The following is an 18,980-nucleotide window of genomic DNA, read 5'->3' as shown; positions in this document are numbered from 1 at the left end:
GTGGCGTGCGGGCTGCGGGTCAGCGCCTCACAGGAAGGCCTTGGCATGGGCGACGGCCAGCTCCGCCAACGGGCCCTGCGCCCGCAGGCGCCGGGGCGCGGCGGGCAGGTCGCGCCGGGTCGCCGTCTTCAGCCATGCCTCGGCGGGCCCGGTCACGAGGTCGGTGGCGTCGGCGGGGCCGAAGACCCACCGGCCGAGCGGTCCCGCGTCCAGTTCGAGGCGGAGGGTGTGGGCGGCGGGCGCCCGGACCCTGGCCCTGCGCAGGGCGAAGGGCAGGGTGTCGTAGCCGAGGGAGGCCACGTGGCGGCTCTGCGGCGCCGGCCGCTCGGGCAGTCCGAGCGCCCGTTCCAGGTCCCAGGCGTGGGCCCAGCTCTCCATCAGCCGGGCCCGCGCGAAGTCCCGGGCGGAGAGCCCGAGTGCCCAGGGCACCCTGGCGTCGGGCCCCACGCTCTCCAGCGCCGCGAGGGTGGCGTCCTGCCCGCGCACCAGCCACGCCAGCAGGGCGTCCCGGTCCCTTCCCTCGGCCCGTGCGACACCCGCGGCCGTGAAGTCGTCGGCGTTCCGGTACGGCCGCACCGCGTCGGCGAAGGTCCGCGGCCCGCCGAGAACCGTGTCCGCCGCGACCTCCTCGGTGTCGGCCAGGTGGGCGATCTGGTCCCGGACCGCCCACCCCGCGGCGGGTGTGGGCAGGTCCAGGTCCTGGTCCGTGACCTCGGCCAGGAGCGCGCGCACCGCACGGAACTGGGCCGCCAGGTCCCGCAGTTCCGTGCCGGTGGCCGTGCCGGTGGCCGTGCCGGTGGCCGTGGCCGTGGCCGTGGTCGTCACTCCTGCCTCGCCCACGCCACCGCGAGCGACCAGCGGGCGTGCGGCACCTGCCGGGAGTCCGCGAGGACGACGAAGGCCGGCGGGACGGACGGCAGTTCCGTACGCCACGGCCGTTCCGCGTCGACGGCGGTGTGCAGGTAGGCGGCGCGGCCGCCGCGGCGGGTCCACTCCTCGGCCACGTCGGCGGCGTCGGTGGCCACGAGCGTGTCGTCGGCCAGGGTCCGCAGCTCGTCCGTCGTCGCGCACCGCACGGCCCGCACCGGACCGGCCTCCGGCGCGGCCGAACCCTCGGGCGCGGCCAGGGCCAGGGGGGTGCCGTAGACCGCGTCGAGCAGGACCGGTGCCCCGCCTTCCGCCGCGTCGGCGGCGAGGCAGACGGCGGTGGTGCCCGCGGACGCGTGGAGCAGCTCCTCCGCGCCCGTGCTGTCCGGTGGCGGCACCGTGGCCGGCAGCCGCCCCCACCACACGCGCCCGGACGTGCCGCAGACCGTCACCTCGGGCAGGGGCTCGTCCGCGTCGACCGGGTCCGCGTCCTCCCCCAGCAGGACGTCGGCCGCGTCCGCCGAGAGCTGGACGCCCACCACGGTGGGCACGTTCAACTCCCGTGCGACCACGGCCGCGTGCGAGGTGCCGCCGCCCTGAAGGGTGACCACGGCGGCCGCCTGGCTCATCCCCACGAAGTCCTCGGGCTCGGTCGCGGGCCGCAGCAGCACCGTGTGCCCCGGCGGGTGTTCGAGGACCTCCTCGACGCTCCTGACCAGCTGCCCGTACCCGACGCCCGCGCAGGCGGAGAGGCCGGTCGCGAGCGGCTCGCCGTGGTCGCCGGTGACGGCCGCAGGCAGCGGCCTGAACAGCGCGTCGACGTCGAGGCGGGCCAGCGCCCTGCGGGCGTCGAGGCGGCTCTCCTGCCACATGGTCCGGGTGACGCGGTTGAGCACGTGCGGCGCGGCCGCGGCGGCGCGCACCTGGACCAGCCAGAGGCGTCCGCGCTCGACCACGAACTCGACCTCGACCATGGCCCCGAGGACGTGGTGCAGGTCGGTGACCATGCGGGACAGCTGCCCGAACACCACGTCGTCGCGGTCCTTGAGCACGGCGATCGGCATCGGCGTCCGGGTGCCCGACACGAGGTCCTCGCCGGTGCTGCCCGCCAGGTACTCGCCGAAGAGCCCGGAGTCGCCGTTGACCGGGTTGTGGCTGAAGACGACCCCGCTGCCGGAGACCCCGTCGGCCATGCCGTAGGAGAGGGCCTGCACCACGACGGCGGGCCCCGGCTCGTCGGGGATGCGGTTGACCCTGCGGTACTCGATCGCCCGCGCCGAGTTCCACGACGCGCGCACCGCCTCCAGCGCCACCCTGACCTGCGCCGACGGATCGGTGGGGTAGGGCTGCCCGGTCAGGTCGGTGTACAGCGCGCACAGCTGCTCGAACCGCTGGGGCGCCTCGTGCGCGCTCTCCGCCTCGACGAGCCGGGCGGCGCCCGCACCGCCGACGTACCGGGCCAGGTGCTTGGCCTGGGTGACCAGCACGTTCCACGCCGCCCGCTCGGAGCCGAGGCGGCGGGCGAGCGGCCCCACGTCGTCGGGGGTGAGGCCGATGCCGAGCAGGGTGTCCATCATGCCGGGCATGCTGCGCGGCGGGCTGGAGCGGACCGCGAAGCCGACCGTGGCGGCCGGCGCCGCCATCGTGTCGGTCGCGGCGCCGGTCAGCTCGGCGAGGACGGCACGCACGGAGGCCTCGTCGACACCGCCCGCCGTCTCCACCGCGTCGAAGACCCGGAACGGGGGCACCGGTAGCCCGCGCTCCGCCATCAGCCGCAGATTGCGCCCCTTGCCACCGAGTTGGGGCTCGGGCACCGGACCGGCCGTGACATCAGGACTGGCCGTGTCGGTGGGACTGGCCGTGACATCAGGGCTGGCCGTGTCGGTGGGTCCGGCCGTGTCTGCGGGCCCGGCTGTGACGACAGGTCCGGCTGTGCCGCGAGGTCCGGCTGTGTCTGCGGGTTCGGCTGTGACGACAGGTTCGGCCGTGACGTCAGGTCCGGCCGTGTCGCCAGGTCCGGCCGTGTCGCCAGGTCCGGCTGTGACGTCAGGTCCGGCTGTGTCGCCAGGTCCGGCTGTGTCTGCGGGCTCGGCCGCGACGCCAGGCTCGGCCGCGACGCCAGGCCCGGCCGCGACGCCAGGCCCGGCCGCGACGCCAGGCCCGGCCGCGACGCCAGGCCCGGCCGCGACGCCAGGCCCGGCCGCGACGCCAGGTCCGGCTGTGACGTCAGGTCCGGCTGTGTCGCCAGGTCCGGCTGTGTCTGCGGGCTCGGCCGCGACGCCAGGCCCGGCCGTGACGCCAGGTCCGGCCGTGACGCCGGGTCCGGCCGTGACGCCAGGTCCCGCCGTGAGGCCAGGTCCCGCCGGGGCGACCCGGGACCGTCCCGAATCGGCGTCCGTCACCAGCGCGTACGGGAAGTCGGCGCCCCGGAACAGGACCGTGCCCGTCATCTCGCCGGATGCGAACGTCCGCCACATCAGGCCGCGTTGGGGCTTGCCGCTGGTGGTGCGCGGGACGGCGAGTGCGCCCACGTGCAGGAGCAGCGACCGGCCGGCGCCGAGACCGAACGGTTCGAGGACGTCGGCGAACCGCTCCTCGTCCACGTCCGCCGCGCGGCGCTGCACCGTCGTCAGGGTGACGGGGACGCCGCTCTGCGAGTTCAGGACCACCGTGATCTTGTCCTGGGGCAGGCCGAACGCCCGGCTGAGGGCCAGCTCCACGTCCTCCGCGGTCACGTACCGGCCGTTCACCTTGACGGAGTCGCCCAGCCGGCCGAGGACGTAGATCTCGTCCTCGTGGCGGAAGCCGAGGTCTCCGGTGCGGTAACCGCCCGTGGTGAACCGCTCGTCCTCCGGCGGCGCGCCGAAGTACCCCCGGGACAGGGCGGGGGAGCGCACGAGCAGCTCACCGACGTGCCCGTCGGGCAGACCGCGGCCGTCCTCGCCGGTGACGGTCAGGTCGGCCCCGAGCAGTTCGGTGCCGCACGACACGATGCTGTGCAGCCCCTCCGGGCGCGGCCGGGTGTCGGTGAGCATCCGGCGCTCCACGATGTCCACCGGGTGCCCCGGACTGAACTCGGGGGAGCGGACCAGGAGTTCGTGCGGCTCCTCGCCGACGCCGACGCCGGAGACGGCGAGCGTGGCCTCGGCCATCCCGTACGACGGCGAGAGGCCGTGGGCGGGCAGACCGAACGGCGAGAGCAGCGCGTGGAACCCACCGAGCATCGGCATGCTGACCCGGTCGGAGCCGACGATGAGCGACTTCCACCGGGAGAAGTCCATGCCCTGGAGGTGCTCCGGCTTCACCCGCCGCAGCACGCGGTCCAGCGCGAAGTTGGGGATGGCCGCATGGGTGCCCCGGTGCTCGCCGAAGATGCGCAGCCATTCCAGCGGGCTGCGCACGAAGTGCTCGGGCCGCATGAGCCAGAGCTCGCAGCCGAGCACGATCGGGGTGACGAACAGGCCGATGAGACCCATGTCGTGGTGGACGGGGAGCCAGGACCCGAAGACGCAGTCGTCGTCGATGGCGTACTTGTCCTGCAACAGGTCGACCTGGGAGAGCACCGCCTCGCTGGTCAGCGTCACACCGCGCGGCGCGCTCGAGGAGCCCGAGGTGAACTGGATGAGCGCCAGGTCGTCCTTGGCGAGGACGGCCCGGGTGCGGTCGCCGTCGGCAGGCAGGGGCGCGGCGGCGTCCACGAGGACCGGACGCGTGCCGTCCTCGGGGGCGGGCAGGCCGGCGAGCAGCGCGAGGGCGCCGCCCTCGCTGACGACGCCCGTGGGGCGCAGCGCCTCGAAGCGCTGCGCCGCGAACGTCGCGTAGTCCATCGGGCCCTGGTAGCCCTCGGGGGCCAGCGGGGTCGGCGTCGCCCCGATGGCGATGGCCGCGAAGAAGTACCGGGCGAACGCGGGCCCCGAGCGAAGGACCAGGGCTATCCGGTCGTCGGCGCCCAGGCCGTTGGCCCGCAGGACGGCGGCGCTCGCCAGCACCTCCCGGGCGAACTCGGGGTAGGGGGTGCGGGCCCAGCGCTTTCCGTCGTAGTAGTTGATGCCCGCGTCGGGGCGTGGTTCGAGCAGCCAGCTCGTCAGGTCGCGCATCAGGGCGTCTCCGGCGTCGGTGCGGTCTCCGGCTGCGCGGCCCGTGCCTGGACCACGGCGACGAGCTCACCGACCGTGGCGGCCGAGTAGATCTCGGGGGCGTCGATCAGCTCGATGTCGAAGGCCTCCTCGACCCGGGTGAGCACCTCCAGGAGCGCCAGCGAGTCGAGCCGGATGTCCTGGCTGATGGAGTCGGTGAGCCGCAGGTCCCGGCGGGGCCGGTCCACGGCCACCGCGTCCTCGAGGGTGCGTACGACCGCCTCGGTGCTCAGCCGGTCCTTCGCGGTCTGGGTCACAGTGTTCTCAGTCAAGGGTCCTCACTTCTCCCGTATCACCGTTCACGTGCACGCGGCGCCCCGGCGTGAGCTGGGTGGCCAGCGGGTGCGAGACCACAGCGGGCACCCCCATCTCCCGGCAGAGGATGGCCACGTGCGAGTACTGACTGCCGCGGGCCGTCACCACGGCACCGACAAAGGGCAGGATGGGCATGATGTTGGCGTCGGCGCTCTCACAGACGAGGACGGCGCCCTCCTCCGTCGGCATGTCCTCGATGCCGATGACCGGTCCCTCGCAGACACCCGGGGACACGCCCGCCGGGCGCCGCTTGGGGGCCGTCGCGGACGAGGCGCCGGGGCGCAGGTCGAGGTAGTCGGGCATGGCCAGCGCGAGCGCCTCCGCGCACGACTCGCGCCGCTCCTCGACCTCGGCCGGGCCCGGCACCGCGGCCCCGGCGAGTTCGTCCATCGACAGGTACGGCCAGTCCGCGTCGGCGACGCCGCGCGCCCTGGCCAGCTCGCGGGCGAGCGTGCGATGGACGTGCAGCAGCCGCATCGCGAGGGACTTGCTCTGCTCCCTGACGGACATCATGTCGCCGAGGAACAGCACCGAGGCGTCCACCGCCCGGCCGCGCAGGGCGGACTTCATGCCGATCAGGGCCTCGCGCGGACTGACGTCCGAGACGCTCTCGCCGCCCTCCGCGGGCTTGGCCATGGGCCGGATCGCGTAGTCCGCCCAGGGCAGGTGGTCGTCGGCGACCTCGTAGAATACCTTCTCCAGGAAGTCGGAGGGGCCGCTCTGCATGCCCGTCATGCCGAACAGACGGTTCCACGGCAGCTCGGACGGCTCACGCAGCCAGCCGGCCACCGACGAGGCCTGCGGCACAAGACGGTCGGTCACCTTGCGGCGGATCACCTCCGCCGCCACCGCGCCCGAGGTGCACGTGATGTGCACCTCCCAGGCGATCTCCAGCAGCTTCTTGCCGCGGACCGCGAACTCGCCGAGCCGCCAGTCGATGCCGTTCTCGCGGGCCTCGCGCACGTCCTGCTCGAACGCGAACACCTGCTGTTCCAGCTTGGCGTTGCGGGTGCGCAGCCTGAGCAGCTCGTTGAGCATGCGCGGGCCGACCATGACCTTCCGCCAGCCCATGACGCGCTCTACGTCGCTGGGCGGCGGGGGCGTGACGCCTTCGAAGTACGCCTCGGTGACGTCCTCGGGCTCGGTCAGCGCCACCTCGTCGGCGACATGGCAGTACGCCGTCAGGTTGTGGTACGGCCGCAGGCCCAGATAGCCCGTGAAGATGTACGTCGAACCGGTCGTCCAGCGCGGCTTGCCGAGGACCCGGCCGATGAACCGGCGCGTGCCGAGCTCCATCGGCCGCCCCACAAGCGACCAGGACATCGGGGAAAGACGCTCGGGCGCCACCTCGCCGAAGTTGCCCGCGGAGTAGACGCGCAGCGTGGGATGGACGCTCGTGTCGACCCGGCTGAACGGGGCCTGCCCTCTCTCCTCGGTGCCGTCTTCGGAGGCCACAGGGGCAACAGCAGTCATGACGTGCTCACTTCCGTCACAGAGGACAACACGCGCCGCGCGTCGCGCAGGACTTCGGCGGTCTCCGCGATGTATCCGGGGCGTTCGGCTCGTACCGGCCGGGGCAGCGCGGCCAGGACGTCGGGGTCGAGGTCCGGCAGCGGAGCGGTGTACTCCAGGCTCTCCTTGGCGAGCCCGAGCCTGCTCGCGGCGAACCGCTGGGCGACCCGTGCGCGCCGGCCGCCCTGGACGATCCGGGGCAGGGTTCCGTACGGCTGGCAGAGCTCGTGCAGGATCCGGGCGAGCGTCGGCCGGGCCGGGTCGTAGTACGTGCAGACCGCGGGCGCGTCCTCGGCGCGGACGAGATCCGCGATCACCTGCCCGGCCACGGCCACGTCACCCGCGTACACGGGGAACCGGCCGGAGTGCTCGAGCAGCAGGGGCATGCCCTGGAGCAGCTGGGGCAGGGCCTGCAGCGGCCCGCCGGTCAGCGGCACCAGATCGGCCGGGGCCGGGCCGAGCAGCGGCCCGAACCGCACGATGCTCACCGGGACGCGCTGTTCGCGCCGGGCCACCGCCTCCGCGCGGTACTTGGCGTACTCGTACCAGTTGCGGAACGTCTGCCCGACCGAGAGCTCCCGGTTGCCGACCGTCCCCTCGGCGCGGCCGAGGGCGAGGAGCGACGACGTGTGGACCACCCGGCGCACGGACGGCAGGGCCGCCGCCGTGTTGAGGACGTTGCGCACGCCGCTGACGTGCAGGTTGACGAGGGAGGCGGGGTCCGCTTCCCAGTCCACGGAGCCGAAACAGGAGACCACGGCCTCGACGTCGGCCAGCTTCTCCAGCGCTTCGGGGCCGAGCCCCAGCTTCGCCGAGGTGACGTCACCGGCGAGGGCCTGCCCGTGGTGTGCCACACCGCGGCGGTTCAGCTCGACGACGTCGGCGCCGGACTCCGTGAGCAGCCGGGTCACCCAGTAGCCGAGGTAGCCACCGGCTCCCGCTACGAGGACCTTCACTGGAACCTCCCGAGGGGCAGCTCTGCGGTGGGAGCGGCGACCGGCCGCTCCGCGAGGTCGAAGGTGACGCGCAGCACCGTCTCCAGCGGCACGGCGGGCAGCCAGCCGCCGGTCAGCCCGGCGAGCCGGTTGCGCTCGAAGATCCGGTTGACCGAGGTGTAGCGCAGTCCGTGCAGCCGGTTGCCGGCCTGCCTGCTCCAGCGCACGTAGCGGGTGCCCGCCCGGGTCACCGTCCCCAGCGTCCGGTGCGAGACCGGGACGAGCCGCGGCACGTGGTACCGCGATCCCTCGTCCACGGATTCCAGCTGGGCGAGGATCGCCGCGAGCGTCGGAGCCCGCTCGCCCGCGGCGACCTGGGCGATGACCCCGGCGCGCCAGGCGGCGAAGTCCGTGGTCCTGCCGTGCCCGAGGACGCGCAGCAGGCTCTCGCCGATCACGTCGCGCGGCAGGGTGTCGACCCGGGCGCCGCGTTGTGCGGGCAGCACCCGCAGGGCCTTGTCCTCGTCGCGCCGGGAGACGAGCTGGTAGAGCGAGCTGCGCCGGGTGGTGCGCCCGGTGCGCGAGTTGCCGACGACGCCGCCGATGCGCGCCACGAAGAGCGGCTGGCCGGAGCGGCGGGCGCGGGTCATCAGGGCCCGCTCGGCGGTCCACTTGCTGAGCTCGTACGGCGTGCGGTCGGCCTCCGGCGTCAACAGGTCCTCGGTGACGACGCCTTCGGTCAGGCCCGCGACGAAGACCGAACTCGCGTAGAGGTAGGGGACCGTGGCGCCGAGCCGTTCGGACAGGAGCCGGGCGAGCTCCAGGCCGTGCGAGGCGCCGAGGACGTTGACGCGGTCCAGCGTGGCGTGGCTCGCCGTCCAGTCCGTCGCCCCGGCCAGGTCGATCACCGCGTCGATCCGGCCGAGGGCCTCGAGATCGGCGCCGCCGATCCCCCACCCGGCGGCGCACACGTCGCCGACCACCTGCTGGGTCACCGCGGGCCCGAAGACCTGCGCGGCCCGGGGGCGGCGCCGCACCAGGGCGATCACTTCCGGCGCGTCCTCGCCGGCGTCCCCGCATGCCTCGAGGAGGCCCTGGCCCACCTGTCCGGTGAGCCCCGCCACCAGGATCCGCAGGCCGCGCGTCCCGGGGGGCCCGGCCGGCCGGCCGCCGGGGTACGAGGACCAGCCGTTCCCGTACTGAGGTTCCGTGCCTCCTGCCCCGGTCATGCCGAGATCCTGACGGTGGCGTCGTACTCGGCGGGGGAGCCGGTCAGTTCGCCGGCGACCAGGGCGAGCATCATCTCGTCGGTGCCGCCGCCGATGCGGGCGAGGCGGATGTCCCGCCAGATCTGGCCCAGCGGTGTCTCCTGGGTGAGGTATCCGGCGCCGCCGAAGACCTGCATGCACTCGCTGACGAGGCGCTCGGCGGAGCGGGCCGCGTGCACCTTGACCGCGGCCACCCGGGCCACCAGGGGGCGGCCCATCGGGCTGTCCATCGTCTGGCGGGCCACCTCGTGCACCGCCGCCCGCAGGACCTCGAGCTCCACGAGCACGTCGGCGAGCTTGAACTCGATGTGCTGGTGGGAGCGGAGCGGGGCGCCGAACTGCACGCGGCGCTCGCTGTGTTCGACGGCCAGGGCGAGGGCCCGGCCCACCGCGCCGACGACCTGCGCGCCGACGGCGAGCCGCTCGAAGCTCAGGCCGTAGCTGACGTTCGCGAGTCCGAGGCCGGGCCTGCCGAGCATGGCGTCGGCCGGTACGTGGACGTCGCGGAACTCGACGGCGACGGTGTCCAGCGCGTGGGTGCCGAGCTTCTCGTGCTCACGGATCACGGTCGCGCGGTCCAGCGGCACGACCACGGTGGCCAGCCGCTCGGTGGGGGTGCCGTCCGCCGTCGCTATCCGGCACAGCACGATGACGAAATCGCCCACCGCGCCCAGGGACACGTACTTCTTGCTGCCCCTGACGCACCAGCCGTTCTCGGTCGGGACGGCCAGGGTCCTGATGGCGGACAGGTCGCTGCCGCCGGTCGGCTCGCTGGCGGCGAGCGCCCCGATCGCCGTGCCGTCCAGGGCCTGTTCGCGCAGGTTGACGAGGTACTCGGAGTCACCGGCGAAACGGTGCAGGAGCGACAGGACGGATTCCGTGTGCAGGCTCACGCCGACGGCGACACCGGTCGGCGCGTGCCGGGCGACCTCCTCCGCGAGCCGGGCCCCGAAGACGACGTCCCCGGGGAAGGGCCCCTGCCAGCGGCGGCGCAGCACGCCGAGCTTGCCCAGCCTCTCCAGGACGCCGCGTGGGAAGCGGCTGAGCGCGGACACGTCCTCGACGTCGGCGAGCGCCTCCCGGACGGCGTCGCCGAGCGGTACGGACAGATGGACTTGAGTGGCGTCGGTGTCGACGGCCATGTTTCCCCCAGACCCTTGGAACGGGCATACCGAGTGATGAGTTGGACAGGTGCCGGGTGCCGGACTGCGACGTCAGGACATGCCGAGCGTCGGGGCGAGGAGCCCCAGGAAACCCAGGTCGTAGGCGATGAAGCCGCACAGCCGGGCCTTGAGCCAGTTGTCGTGCCCCACTCCGAACCAGAGCTGGGACGCGTGGAGCGCCACCGCGGGCAGCAGGGTCAGCGCGCCCCACCAGGGCATCGCCGGCACGGCCAGGAGGGCCGCGAGCAGGGCGACGTCCGCGACGAAGAACGCCACCATGGCGCCCTTGAACACGCGCGGGCCGCTCACCACCGCCAGGGTCTTGCGGCCGACGGCCGCATCGCCCTCCTTGTCGTTGACGTTGGAGTACGAGATGACCATGACCAGCCACAGGCCCATGATCAGCGCCTCGAGCACCGCGGCCGTCGACCACGCGCGCTCCAGCGCCACGTAGGGGAAGATCAGCCCGCCCGCGGTGACCAGGCCGAGCATCGTCTCCGAACCACCGGTGCGGAAGCTGAACTTGAAGCCGCCCGAGTACTGCACGGAGCAGACCGCCACCGCGACGAAGACGAGCACCGACTCGACCGGGACGTCCCAGCCCAGAGCCGTGAATCCGGCGGCCCCGGTGACCAGGGCGACGGCCGCGGTGGCCGCGGCGAACACCTTGGCCTCCCGCACCGTGATCGCCCCGCTCAGCAACGGCTTGCGCCGGATGTCCCTGCCGAGGTCGCCCTCCTGGTAGTTCGCGGCGTCGCTGCCGTTCCCGTACCCGATGACGTCGTCCACCGCGGAGGTGCAGGCCACGATCGCCGCGGAGGCGACCAGGAACCACACCAGGGCCTGCACGGCGCCCGACCGGTCGAGCGCTTCCCCGCTCAGCAGCGCGAAGGCCAGTGCCCAGGGGAAGAAGTGCTGGTAGACGGTGACCTTGGAGAGCCGCACGAAGGCCCGTGCGACGGAGCCGGCGGACCGGTCGGGCCGGTGCCGCCGCGCGCCCCTCGTGTCGGCCTCAGTGCTCATCGATGTGCTCGGACACCTTGATGCCGACGTGGCGTCCCGGCTCCGTGACGAGGCCCAGCAGGGTGCTGCCCGGCGTGACGTCCGTCAGGTTCTTGGGCTTGCCGTCCCCGCCCATGACGCGGACGTGCCAGTCGTCCTGGAGGATGACGTTGACCGTGACGTCGCCGTGCCGGGCCTCGATCAGCCGCAGCGGACGCACCTCGGTCTTGATCCGGCCGATGCCGACCTCGCGGAAGGTGCCGTCGGCGGCCACCGCGTGCGCGCGCTCGCCGGCCTCGAGGTCGGAGATGTACGCGGTGTCCTCGGCGCCGAAGACGTACGAGTGCACGGCGCCCGCGTTGACGCGGAACGGCCGGAGCTTCATGTAGGGCAGGTAGTGCACCTCGGCGCAGACCAGGATGCCGCCGGACGACGTGGAGCCGATGATCATCCCCTCGTCCTCGCCGAACAGGGTCGTCGTGTCGATGCACCCGCGGTGGCCCATGCCGATGGGCTCGGCGCGCAGGACCTCCAGCTCGACCAGGTCCTTGCGGATCTGACCGTGCTCCTTGACGACCTGCGTGACCAGGTCCACGGCCGAGAGGTGCTCCGCGGAGACCATGAGCCCGGCCGGGCCCGACTCGAGGACGCCCGCCACGGTGTGCGCCTCGGCCGTGTTGAGGAGCTGCTTGACCACGTCGGTCCTGGTGCTCTGCGCCTTGGCGAGCAGCAGCTCCAGCGGGATGTTGGTCTCGTCGGCGAAGACGGCGAGGACGACGTCGACCTTGCCGCTGAGGTCGGCGGCCTCGTTCATCGTGTCGCCGTCGACGATCTCGCAGCGCGCCCCGACGCCGCGCGAGCCGGCCAGGGCCCGGGCCACCGGCAGGTCGGCGGGGGTGCGGGCGATGACCATGTGGATGCGCTCGTCGGCGGCTATCTGCTCCGCGAGCGACTCGTCCCCGGCTCCGACGAGCAGGGCCGTCCGGAGACGGTCGATGGGCTGCCACTCCGCCAGCTGGTCGTGGCGTACGACCAGGTAGGAGGCCGCGGACGAGCGGAGGTAGGCGAGGGCGTCGGGCGTCTCGCCCGGGGTGAGGGTGGTGGCGTCCACCCAGAGCGCCGTCTGCGGCGACGAAGACATCTAAAAATCTCCCTTTTTGCTAATAAAGCGACTGTGAAAGGACAGGGGTCGCACAGGGGAAGTGCTGTGGGGGGAGGGGGTGTGAGAGGCGTGGGGTGTCAGAGGCGTGAGGTATCAGAGGCGTGACATGTGAGAGGAGGGCGGGGCGCTCGCGGGCGGCTCGGGTCAGGAGGCCTGCTCGCCGTGGACGACGGAACGCAGTCGCGCCACCGCCTGGGCGACGTCGGGGCTGCCGAACACCCGGCGGCCCACGCAGAGTCCGGCCACACCCTGGCCGATGGCGTCCTTGGCGGAGGCGACGTACGACTCCCAGCCGCCCTCCGCCTCGCCGCCCGCGATCACCACGGGAACCTCGATGGACGCCGCGAGTTCGGCGATGAACTCGTCACCCGGGTGAGCGGTCTTGACGATGTCCGCGCCCAGTTCGGCGACGGCGCGGCCGGCGTGGATCACGGCCTCGGCGCGCTGCGGCTCCGTCTCGTAGTTCCCGGCCGCGTACGTCATGACGAGCAGGGGCAGCCCGAGCCGGTCGCAGTCGGCGGCCACCTTGGCCAGGTCGGCGAGGGCCGCCCGGTCCTCCTGGCTGCCGCCGCCGAAGGTGACGTGCACGGAGACCGCGTCGGCACCGAGCGCGACCGCCGACTCCGGGTCGCACACCCGGGTCTTCAGCTCGCCGCCGGGGCTCAGCCGGGTGTTGCCGGAGAGGTGGACGATCATGGCCGTGCCGCGCTGCGTCGGCATGGAGTGGGCGGCGGACCCGCGGTGCACGACGACGCCGTCGGCTCCTCCCTCGACCACCGCGCCGAGGACGTCGCTCATCCGGGAGAGCCCACCGGCTCCGCCCGTCGTCAGCGCGTGGTCGACGGCGATCAGCAGGGACCGGCCGTCGGCTCCGAGCAGGCGCCGCATCCGGCGCTCTTTTCCATGGATCATTGTGCTGCTTCCGTTCTCCTGGGGGCGGGTGCTCCGCGACGGCGGAGCACCCGCGTGGATGGGGCAGCCGTCGTCACTCCTGCGCGAGCAGGACGCGCAACGGCGGGTTGGCGCGGCGGGGGTTGCCGAGCGCGAGGGCGAGCAGCATGCACAGGATCACCAGCGGAAGGCTGATGACGCTGAGCACGAGAGGCACGCTCAGCGGCGGTACCAGGCCGCTCTGGCCGGCCTGGGCGTCGATCATCCCGGGGATGGCGAGGATGCCGACCGGCAGTGCCACGAGCCAGCTGCCGGCCGCGACGACCACCGATTCCAGGACGAGCTGACGGCTGATCATGCGGCGGGTGGCGCCGGCGAGCCTGGTCAGGCCCAGGGCCCGCTGCCGCTCCACCAGTCCGGAGGCGAGGGTGGCCCCGCCCACCAGGACGGCCAGCACGAACATGACGTAGGCGAAGGCCTCGAAGGAGCTGACGAGCCGGGCGGTGATGCCCGCGAAGGCGTCCCGCATCCCCTTCTGGTCGAGCACGACCGCCTCGGGGTAGCGCTCGCCGATCTTCCGCTCCAGGGCCTTCTGCACCGTGCCGACGTCGGCACCGTCCTTGACGCCGATGTAGTACTCGTAGACGCCCTGGGAGGCGGTGAGTTCACGGTAGAGGCCGCTGCCCGCGACGATCATGCCGCCGTCGGACGCGGAGTCGTCCAGCACCGACTTCACGCGCACCTCGCGGTGACCCGAGGGCAGCGGCATGTCCATCGTGTCGCCGACGTCGAGCTTCTGCGTGCGGGCGAAGTTCGACGAGATCACGATCTCGTCGTCCTTCAGCGTGCGGACGAAGTCCGGGTCGCCCTTGGTGGTCTTCAGGTCGGTGAGCTTCTCCGAGTCGCCCTTGCCCCAGTTCCACACCTGGACCTTGCGTCCGTCGTGGGTCACGCTCGAGTAGGTGAACGACGTCACGGCGGCCACGCCGTCGACATCGTGCAGCTCCTTCTCCAGGGACAGCGGGAACTTCTCGTTCTGCAGGTTGTGTCCCACCTCGGCGGCCTGCACGTAGAGCTCGCCGCGGGTCCAGCGTTCCACGGACCCGGCGACCTCGTCCTTGATGCTGCTGGAGACGCCGGCCATGGACAGCGAGGCCACGATCGCCACGGTGAAGGTGATGGCGAGCGCGGCGTTGCGCCGCCAGCCGAGCTGGAGCTGCCGGGCGGCCGCCAGCCGGACCGGACCGGGCTCTCCCCGGCGCATGACCATGCCGATCACGACGGGCAGCGCCATGCTCAGCAGTGCCGCGCCGATGAACAGGAACAGCAGGCTCACGGACTTGATCATGGCGCCGCCGAAGACCACGAGCAGCACGCCCACGGCCACGGCGCCGAGCCCGCCGAGCAGGGGGCGGCGCACGCCGCCCGGCACCAGCGCGACCTGGTCACGTCCGGTGACCGCCTCGATGGCGGTGATCTTCGTGAACCTGCGGACGCCGGACAGCCACGCCAGGGCGAACATCACCACGACGGCGACGAACGATCCGACGACGGGCCACTGCCAGGGCAGCCCCGGGGTGAAGGCCTGCTGGGTGAGGTCCGTGATCTGCTTGGTGAACGCGCTGAGCATGGTCCCGACCCAGATGCCGAGACCCGCGCCGATGACGTACGTGCCGAGCAGGAGGGGCACCATCACGGCGGCGGAGCCGAACGTCAGATGACGGGTCCGTACGCCGACGAGCCGCATCCGCGCCAGCGTCGTCCGTGCGTCGTCGAGGGCGAGGCGCCAGGTCAGGAAGAGCACCACGCCCGCCGTGATGACGGCGATGGCGGCGAACATGCCGAGGATCGTCAGCGACGTGCGGAACGTCTTGCTGTAGCCGGAGAGCACCTCCGTCGGCTTCTTGACGTCCGCCGCGCCGTCGACGGCCTTGACGAGGCTCGCCTCGACGTCCGCCCGGTCCTTGCCCTTGGTGTCGAAGAGCAGGACGTCGCTGTGGGTGCCGCGGGCGAACGCGGTGGCGACGGCCGGCTGCGGTGCGATGACCACGGCGCCGCGGTTGGCGACGTCGCCCTTGAGCAGGGCCGCGATCCGCCACTTCTGCACGCCCTCGGGCGAGGTGACGGAGACCTTGTCGCCCTTGCGCAGGCCGTGGTCGTCGGCCCACTCCTCGGTCAGGAAGACGTCGCCCGCGCCGAGTTCGGTGCGCTCGATCTGTCGCGCGAGGTCCTTGTCGGTGAGGTCGGCGAGGCGCTGGTCGATGCCGAAGACGATGACCGGGTCGCTGTCCTGGTCCGCCCGGGAGGCGCGGGTGCTGATCACCGAGACGCGGGAGGCCTCGACGCCGGTCCGCTGCTCGGCCCGGTCCGCGACGTCCGAGGTGATGCCGCCGGGGGCCCTGGCCTCCACGGCCACCACGTCGTCGCGGATGCCGCCGATGGAGGCGCCCTTGATGGCGTCGAGGACGGAGAAGGAGACGAGGAGCATCGCCGTCGTCAGCAGGACACCGCCGATGCCCGCGGCGATGGCGGACACCATGCGTGTCGGCCGCTGCCGCCAACTGCGGCCCAGCGAACGGAAGACGAGGCGGTAGGGATCGAGCGCCATCACGCTTTCCTCTCGGTGCTGACGACGACGCCGTCGGCGACCGTGACGACCACGTCCGCGCCCGCGGCCAGGTCGAGGTCGTGGGTGATGATGACGCCCGCGGCGCCCGTGGTGAGCACGAGCTTGCGGAATATCTCCTGGACCTGGCGGCCGTTCTCCTCGTCGAGGGCGCCCGTGGGCTCGTCGGCGAAGACGATCGCGGGCTCGCTCACACAGGCGCGGGCGACGGCCGCGCGCTGGGCCTCACCGCCGGACACCTGGGCCGGCCACTGCTCGGCCCGGTGGCCGAGGCCGACCTCGTCGAGCGCGCGACGGGCCTTCTCCAGCGCGGCGCTGAGCTTCATGCCGCCCATGACGAGGGGGGCGGCGACGTTCTCCGCGATGGTCAGCGACGGTACGAGGTTGTCCTTCTGCAGGACGAAGCCGATCTCCTGCGCCCGCATCCGGGCCGCTTCCGTCTCGTCGAGCTCCGCGAGATCGCGGTCCATGAGTGTGACGGTCCCCGAGGTGGGCCGGTCGAGGCCGGAGAGGATGTTGGCGAAGGTCGACTTGCCGCTGCCGCTCTTGCCCACGATGGCGACGAGTTCGCCCGAACTCACCTCGAGACTGCACCCTTTGAGGGCCTCGACCACCGTGTCACCACTCGTGAACTCGCGTCGTACGTCCTTGGCGCGCAGCACGACTTTCTTCTCCAACATGGCCAACCATCTCTATAGACACCAGTGAAAACACGTTCTAGAACCCCAGCTGCTGACGCAGGAGTTCGCGCCTGACCTTGCCGGTGGCGGTCCTGGGCAGTGCGCTCCAGGACGCGTGCCGCGGCGATGCCAGCTCGGGCAGTCCGTCGACCGCCTCCGCCCAGCGCCGTGACGACACCGCTATCCCCGTCCGGGTGGCCACGACGGGCACCAGCGCGCCGTGTGCCTCCAGGACGACGACCTCCGCGGCCTCCGGGAGGCGGCCCAGCAGGACGTCCTCCAGGGCGATGCCGCTGGCCGCCCCGTCCAGGCGTTCCACCTGGCGGTCGAGCAGCCGGAGGTTCCCGAAACGGGACTTGGCGCCCCAGTCGCCGGAATCCCACCAGCCGTCGTCCGCCCGGTTCTCCTCGAATTTCTCCGGGAAGTTCAGATAACCGGCGAAGAATCCCTTGGACCGCACTTGAATGCGGCCCGGCTGGTGCGCTCCCAGCGGATTGCCCGCCTCGTCCACTATTCGGATACGGCTGTATCCGGGGAGGGACCTGCCGACGCGGTGGCCGGCCAGTTCGGAGGTGACGGATTCTCTTCGGCCGCCCCGTCTCCATTTCATTCTGAAGGCGACGGGGCCGAGTTCGGACTGGGCGTAGACCTCGGCGAAGAGCGGCATTCTGCGGCGCGATCCCGCGAGCAGGCGCTCCATCGTCGGGGGGTGCATGGCGTCGAACGTGCCGAGGAACAGCCGGACCGGGGACAGCACCCCGGTGTCGGCGAGCTCTTCCCAGCGGACGAACGTGTTGGGGTGCGTCTCCAGGTAGTGCGGACGCCAGCGCTCCAGCTGCTCGGCCACGGCGTCGGGCTCCTCGGAGGCGAGCAGCAGGACGGAGAGCCTGAGGCGCAACGCGCTGAGCAGGCCGGACAGGGTGCGTACGTGCACGGGGGAGATGGCGGCCGCGAGGTAGCCCCGCAGGCGCACCGTGCGCAGCATGCGGGCCTGCACGACGGACTGCTGGTAGAAGCTGTTGCGGGTGTGCACCGCGAGCTTGGGCACCCCTGTGGTGCCCGAGGTGTGTGTGACCAGGTACGGGGCGTCCGCGGGGCGCTCGACCCCGTGCGGGGGCACCTGGTCCCCGGCGCCCGCGTGCGGGTCGGACACGACGTCCTCCCACACCAGGCTCATCCCGCCGGCGAGCGCGAGGCGGGGGATCTCCGCCGTGCGCCGCTGGGCGATGAGCAGGTGCAGCGGCACGGTGACGGGCGCGAGGGCCGCGGCGGCCGACGCCACGTCGAGCTTGGCGCTGAGCAGCACCGGGACCACGCCCACGGCCGTGAGGCCGGCCACCGCGACCACGATGTCGAGCGGCTGGTCGAGCCGCACCACGCACCAGTCACCCTCCTTCAGCCCGGCGGCGGCGGCGGACTGTGCCAACCGGCGCGATGCCTGGGCGAGTTCGGAGAGGGCGAGCCCGCCGTCCTTGACGGTGACCGCGACCGACTCGTGGTCCGTGCCCCAGGGAAGGGTGACCTCCGCGGCGGCGGAATCGAGTTGGCCGAACAACAGGTCAGAAGAGCGGGGAAAGCGCATGGCGCACGGACTTCCTCAACGTCGGCACTGATAAAGAGGACACTGGAATATCGTTCTTCCATCGTTTCGGGCGGGTGGGGGCGAGGCAAGCGATCATCATGAAGAGGTCGTCCGGTGGCGGAGAGCGGACACGGCTCCGGACAGAAAAGAACGGGGCCGGGAGAGTTCCCGGCCCCGTCTGATGTCCTTCGGTTCGAACTGCCCGCTACGAAGCGGCCTTCTTCTCCTTGCGGGTGGCGCGGAGCCATTCCTTGTTCATGCCGGTGATGGAGAAGAGGGGGATGCCCTTGGGGCAGGCGGTGGCGCATTCGCCGGTGAGGGTGCAGCCGCCGAAGCCTTCGGCGTCCATCTGGGCGACCATGTCCAGGACGCGGGTCTCGCGTTCGGGTGCGCCCTGGGGCAGGACGTTGAGGTGGTTGACCTTGGCGGAGGTGAACAGCATCGCCGAGCCGTTGGGGCAGGCCGCCACGCACGCGCCGCAGCCGATGCACTCGGCGTGCTCGAAGGCGTAGTCGGCGTCCGGCTTGGGCACGGGTGCGGCGTGGGCTTCGGGGGCGGAGCCGGTGTTGGCGCTGATGTAGCCGCCGGACTGGATGATCCGGTCGAAGGAGGAGCGGTCCACGACCAGGTCCTTGACGACGGGGAAGGCCGCCGCGCGCCAGGGCTCGATGTCGATGGTGTCGCCGTCGTGGAAGGAGCGCATGTGCAGCTGGCAGGTGGTGGTGCGCTCGGGTCCGTGCGCGTCGCCGTTGATGACCAGGGAGCAGGCGCCGCAGATGCCCTCGCGGCAGTCGTGGTCGAAGGCGACGGGGTCCTCGCCGTTGACGATGAGTTCTTCGTT

General features: G+C 72.5%; 15 protein-coding genes and 1 pseudogene. All 16 read right to left on the bottom strand.

The annotated features are described in order from the left end of the window. Window positions 1–27: 27 nt before the first annotated feature. Window positions 28–825, bottom strand: a complete 798-nt coding sequence (locus AC07DO_RS26725; RefSeq protein WP_479063297.1) for a maleylpyruvate isomerase family mycothiol-dependent enzyme — start codon at window positions 823–825, stop codon at window positions 28–30. Beyond that, the gene (locus AC07DO_RS26720; protein ID WP_479063640.1) at window positions 822–2,636 is read right to left on the bottom strand and encodes a PEP/pyruvate-binding domain-containing protein; all 1,815 of its coding nucleotides are present in this window, start codon (window positions 2,634–2,636) and stop codon (window positions 822–824) included. The genes AC07DO_RS26725 and AC07DO_RS26720 overlap by 4 nt, the downstream gene beginning before the upstream one ends. Next, window positions 2,636–3,151: a P30/P32 family tip organella adhesin gene (locus tag AC07DO_RS26715; RefSeq protein ID WP_479063639.1), complete on the bottom strand. Its 516-nt coding sequence runs from the start codon at window positions 3,149–3,151 to the stop codon at window positions 2,636–2,638. The genes AC07DO_RS26720 and AC07DO_RS26715 overlap by 1 nt, the downstream gene beginning before the upstream one ends. Before the next feature lie 592 nt (window positions 3,152–3,743). Next, a pseudogene (locus AC07DO_RS26710) lies at window positions 3,744–4,964 on the bottom strand (AMP-binding protein); the annotation flags it as partial. Then, the gene (locus AC07DO_RS26705; RefSeq protein WP_479063296.1) at window positions 4,964–5,275 is read right to left on the bottom strand and encodes an acyl carrier protein; all 312 of its coding nucleotides are present in this window, start codon (window positions 5,273–5,275) and stop codon (window positions 4,964–4,966) included. The pseudogene AC07DO_RS26710 and the gene AC07DO_RS26705, both read right to left, overlap by 1 nt. Further along, the gene (locus AC07DO_RS26700) at window positions 5,268–6,791 is read right to left on the bottom strand and encodes a PEP-utilizing enzyme (protein WP_479063295.1); all 1,524 of its coding nucleotides are present in this window, start codon (window positions 6,789–6,791) and stop codon (window positions 5,268–5,270) included. The genes AC07DO_RS26705 and AC07DO_RS26700 overlap by 8 nt, the downstream gene beginning before the upstream one ends. Continuing rightward, a complete protein-coding gene (locus AC07DO_RS26695; RefSeq protein WP_479063294.1) occupies window positions 6,788–7,786 on the bottom strand; it encodes an NAD-dependent epimerase/dehydratase family protein in 999 nt (332 codons plus the stop codon). The genes AC07DO_RS26700 and AC07DO_RS26695 overlap by 4 nt, the downstream gene beginning before the upstream one ends. Beyond that, window positions 7,783–8,994: an SDR family oxidoreductase gene (locus tag AC07DO_RS26690; protein WP_479063293.1), complete on the bottom strand. Its 1,212-nt coding sequence runs from the start codon at window positions 8,992–8,994 to the stop codon at window positions 7,783–7,785. Before AC07DO_RS26690 ends, AC07DO_RS26695 begins: the two co-directional genes overlap by 4 nt. Beyond that, complete coding sequence (locus tag AC07DO_RS26685; protein WP_479063292.1) at window positions 8,991–10,175, bottom strand: acyl-CoA dehydrogenase family protein; 1,185 nt, start codon at window positions 10,173–10,175, stop codon at window positions 8,991–8,993. Before AC07DO_RS26685 ends, AC07DO_RS26690 begins: the two co-directional genes overlap by 4 nt. 72 nt (window positions 10,176–10,247) lie before the next feature. Next, complete coding sequence (locus AC07DO_RS26680) at window positions 10,248–11,219, bottom strand: UbiA family prenyltransferase (RefSeq protein ID WP_479063291.1); 972 nt, start codon at window positions 11,217–11,219, stop codon at window positions 10,248–10,250. Then, a complete protein-coding gene (locus AC07DO_RS26675; RefSeq protein WP_479063290.1) occupies window positions 11,209–12,339 on the bottom strand; it encodes a 3-dehydroquinate synthase II domain-containing protein in 1,131 nt (376 codons plus the stop codon). Before AC07DO_RS26675 ends, AC07DO_RS26680 begins: the two co-directional genes overlap by 11 nt. 165 nt (window positions 12,340–12,504) lie before the next feature. Then, a complete protein-coding gene (locus AC07DO_RS26670; RefSeq protein ID WP_479063289.1) occupies window positions 12,505–13,272 on the bottom strand; it encodes a class I fructose-bisphosphate aldolase in 768 nt (255 codons plus the stop codon). Window positions 13,273–13,345: 73 nt separating this feature from the next. Continuing rightward, window positions 13,346–15,859, bottom strand: coding sequence for an ABC transporter permease (locus AC07DO_RS26665; protein ID WP_479063288.1), 2,514 nt, complete (start codon window positions 15,857–15,859; stop codon window positions 13,346–13,348). After that, complete coding sequence (locus AC07DO_RS26660) at window positions 15,859–16,557, bottom strand: ABC transporter ATP-binding protein (RefSeq protein ID WP_479063287.1); 699 nt, start codon at window positions 16,555–16,557, stop codon at window positions 15,859–15,861. The genes AC07DO_RS26665 and AC07DO_RS26660 overlap by 1 nt, the downstream gene beginning before the upstream one ends. 37 nt (window positions 16,558–16,594) lie before the next feature. Beyond that, on the bottom strand, window positions 16,595–18,139 hold the full coding sequence (locus AC07DO_RS26655) for an AMP-binding protein (RefSeq protein ID WP_479063286.1): 1,545 nt from the start codon (window positions 18,137–18,139) through the stop codon (window positions 16,595–16,597). 205 nt (window positions 18,140–18,344) lie between these two features. After that, window positions 18,345–18,980 (bottom strand): succinate dehydrogenase/fumarate reductase iron-sulfur subunit (locus AC07DO_RS26650; RefSeq protein WP_479063285.1); only part of this gene is annotated, 636 nt, incomplete at its 5' end.

It is taken from the genome of Streptomyces sp. NPDC045678 (assembly GCF_056432085.1).
Note: the sequence above shows the minus strand (reverse complement) of the source record. Positions and strands in the feature narration are given on the sequence as shown.

What these genes read in the sequence shown, in the direction of transcription:
- AC07DO_RS26680 (WP_479063291.1), bottom strand. Translation starts at nt 11,219, where the DNA reads ATGAGCACTGAGGCCGACACGAGGGGCGCGCGGCGGCACCGGCCCGAC.
- AC07DO_RS26670 (WP_479063289.1), bottom strand. Translation starts at nt 13,272, where the DNA reads ATGATCCATGGAAAAGAGCGCCGGATGCGGCGCCTGCTCGGAGCCGAC.
- AC07DO_RS26675 (WP_479063290.1), bottom strand. Translation starts at nt 12,339, where the DNA reads ATGTCTTCGTCGCCGCAGACGGCGCTCTGGGTGGACGCCACCACCCTC.
- AC07DO_RS26720 (WP_479063640.1), bottom strand. Translation starts at nt 2,636, where the DNA reads ATGGCGGAGCGCGGGCTACCGGTGCCCCCGTTCCGGGTCTTCGACGCG.
- AC07DO_RS26685 (WP_479063292.1), bottom strand. Translation starts at nt 10,175, where the DNA reads ATGGCCGTCGACACCGACGCCACTCAAGTCCATCTGTCCGTACCGCTC.
- AC07DO_RS26690 (WP_479063293.1), bottom strand. Translation starts at nt 8,994, where the DNA reads ATGACCGGGGCAGGAGGCACGGAACCTCAGTACGGGAACGGCTGGTCC.
- AC07DO_RS26700 (WP_479063295.1), bottom strand. Translation starts at nt 6,791, where the DNA reads ATGACTGCTGTTGCCCCTGTGGCCTCCGAAGACGGCACCGAGGAGAGA.
- AC07DO_RS26665 (WP_479063288.1), bottom strand. Translation starts at nt 15,859, where the DNA reads ATGGCGCTCGATCCCTACCGCCTCGTCTTCCGTTCGCTGGGCCGCAGT.
- AC07DO_RS26655 (WP_479063286.1), bottom strand. Translation starts at nt 18,139, where the DNA reads ATGCGCTTTCCCCGCTCTTCTGACCTGTTGTTCGGCCAACTCGATTCC.
- AC07DO_RS26660 (WP_479063287.1), bottom strand. Translation starts at nt 16,557, where the DNA reads ATGTTGGAGAAGAAAGTCGTGCTGCGCGCCAAGGACGTACGACGCGAG.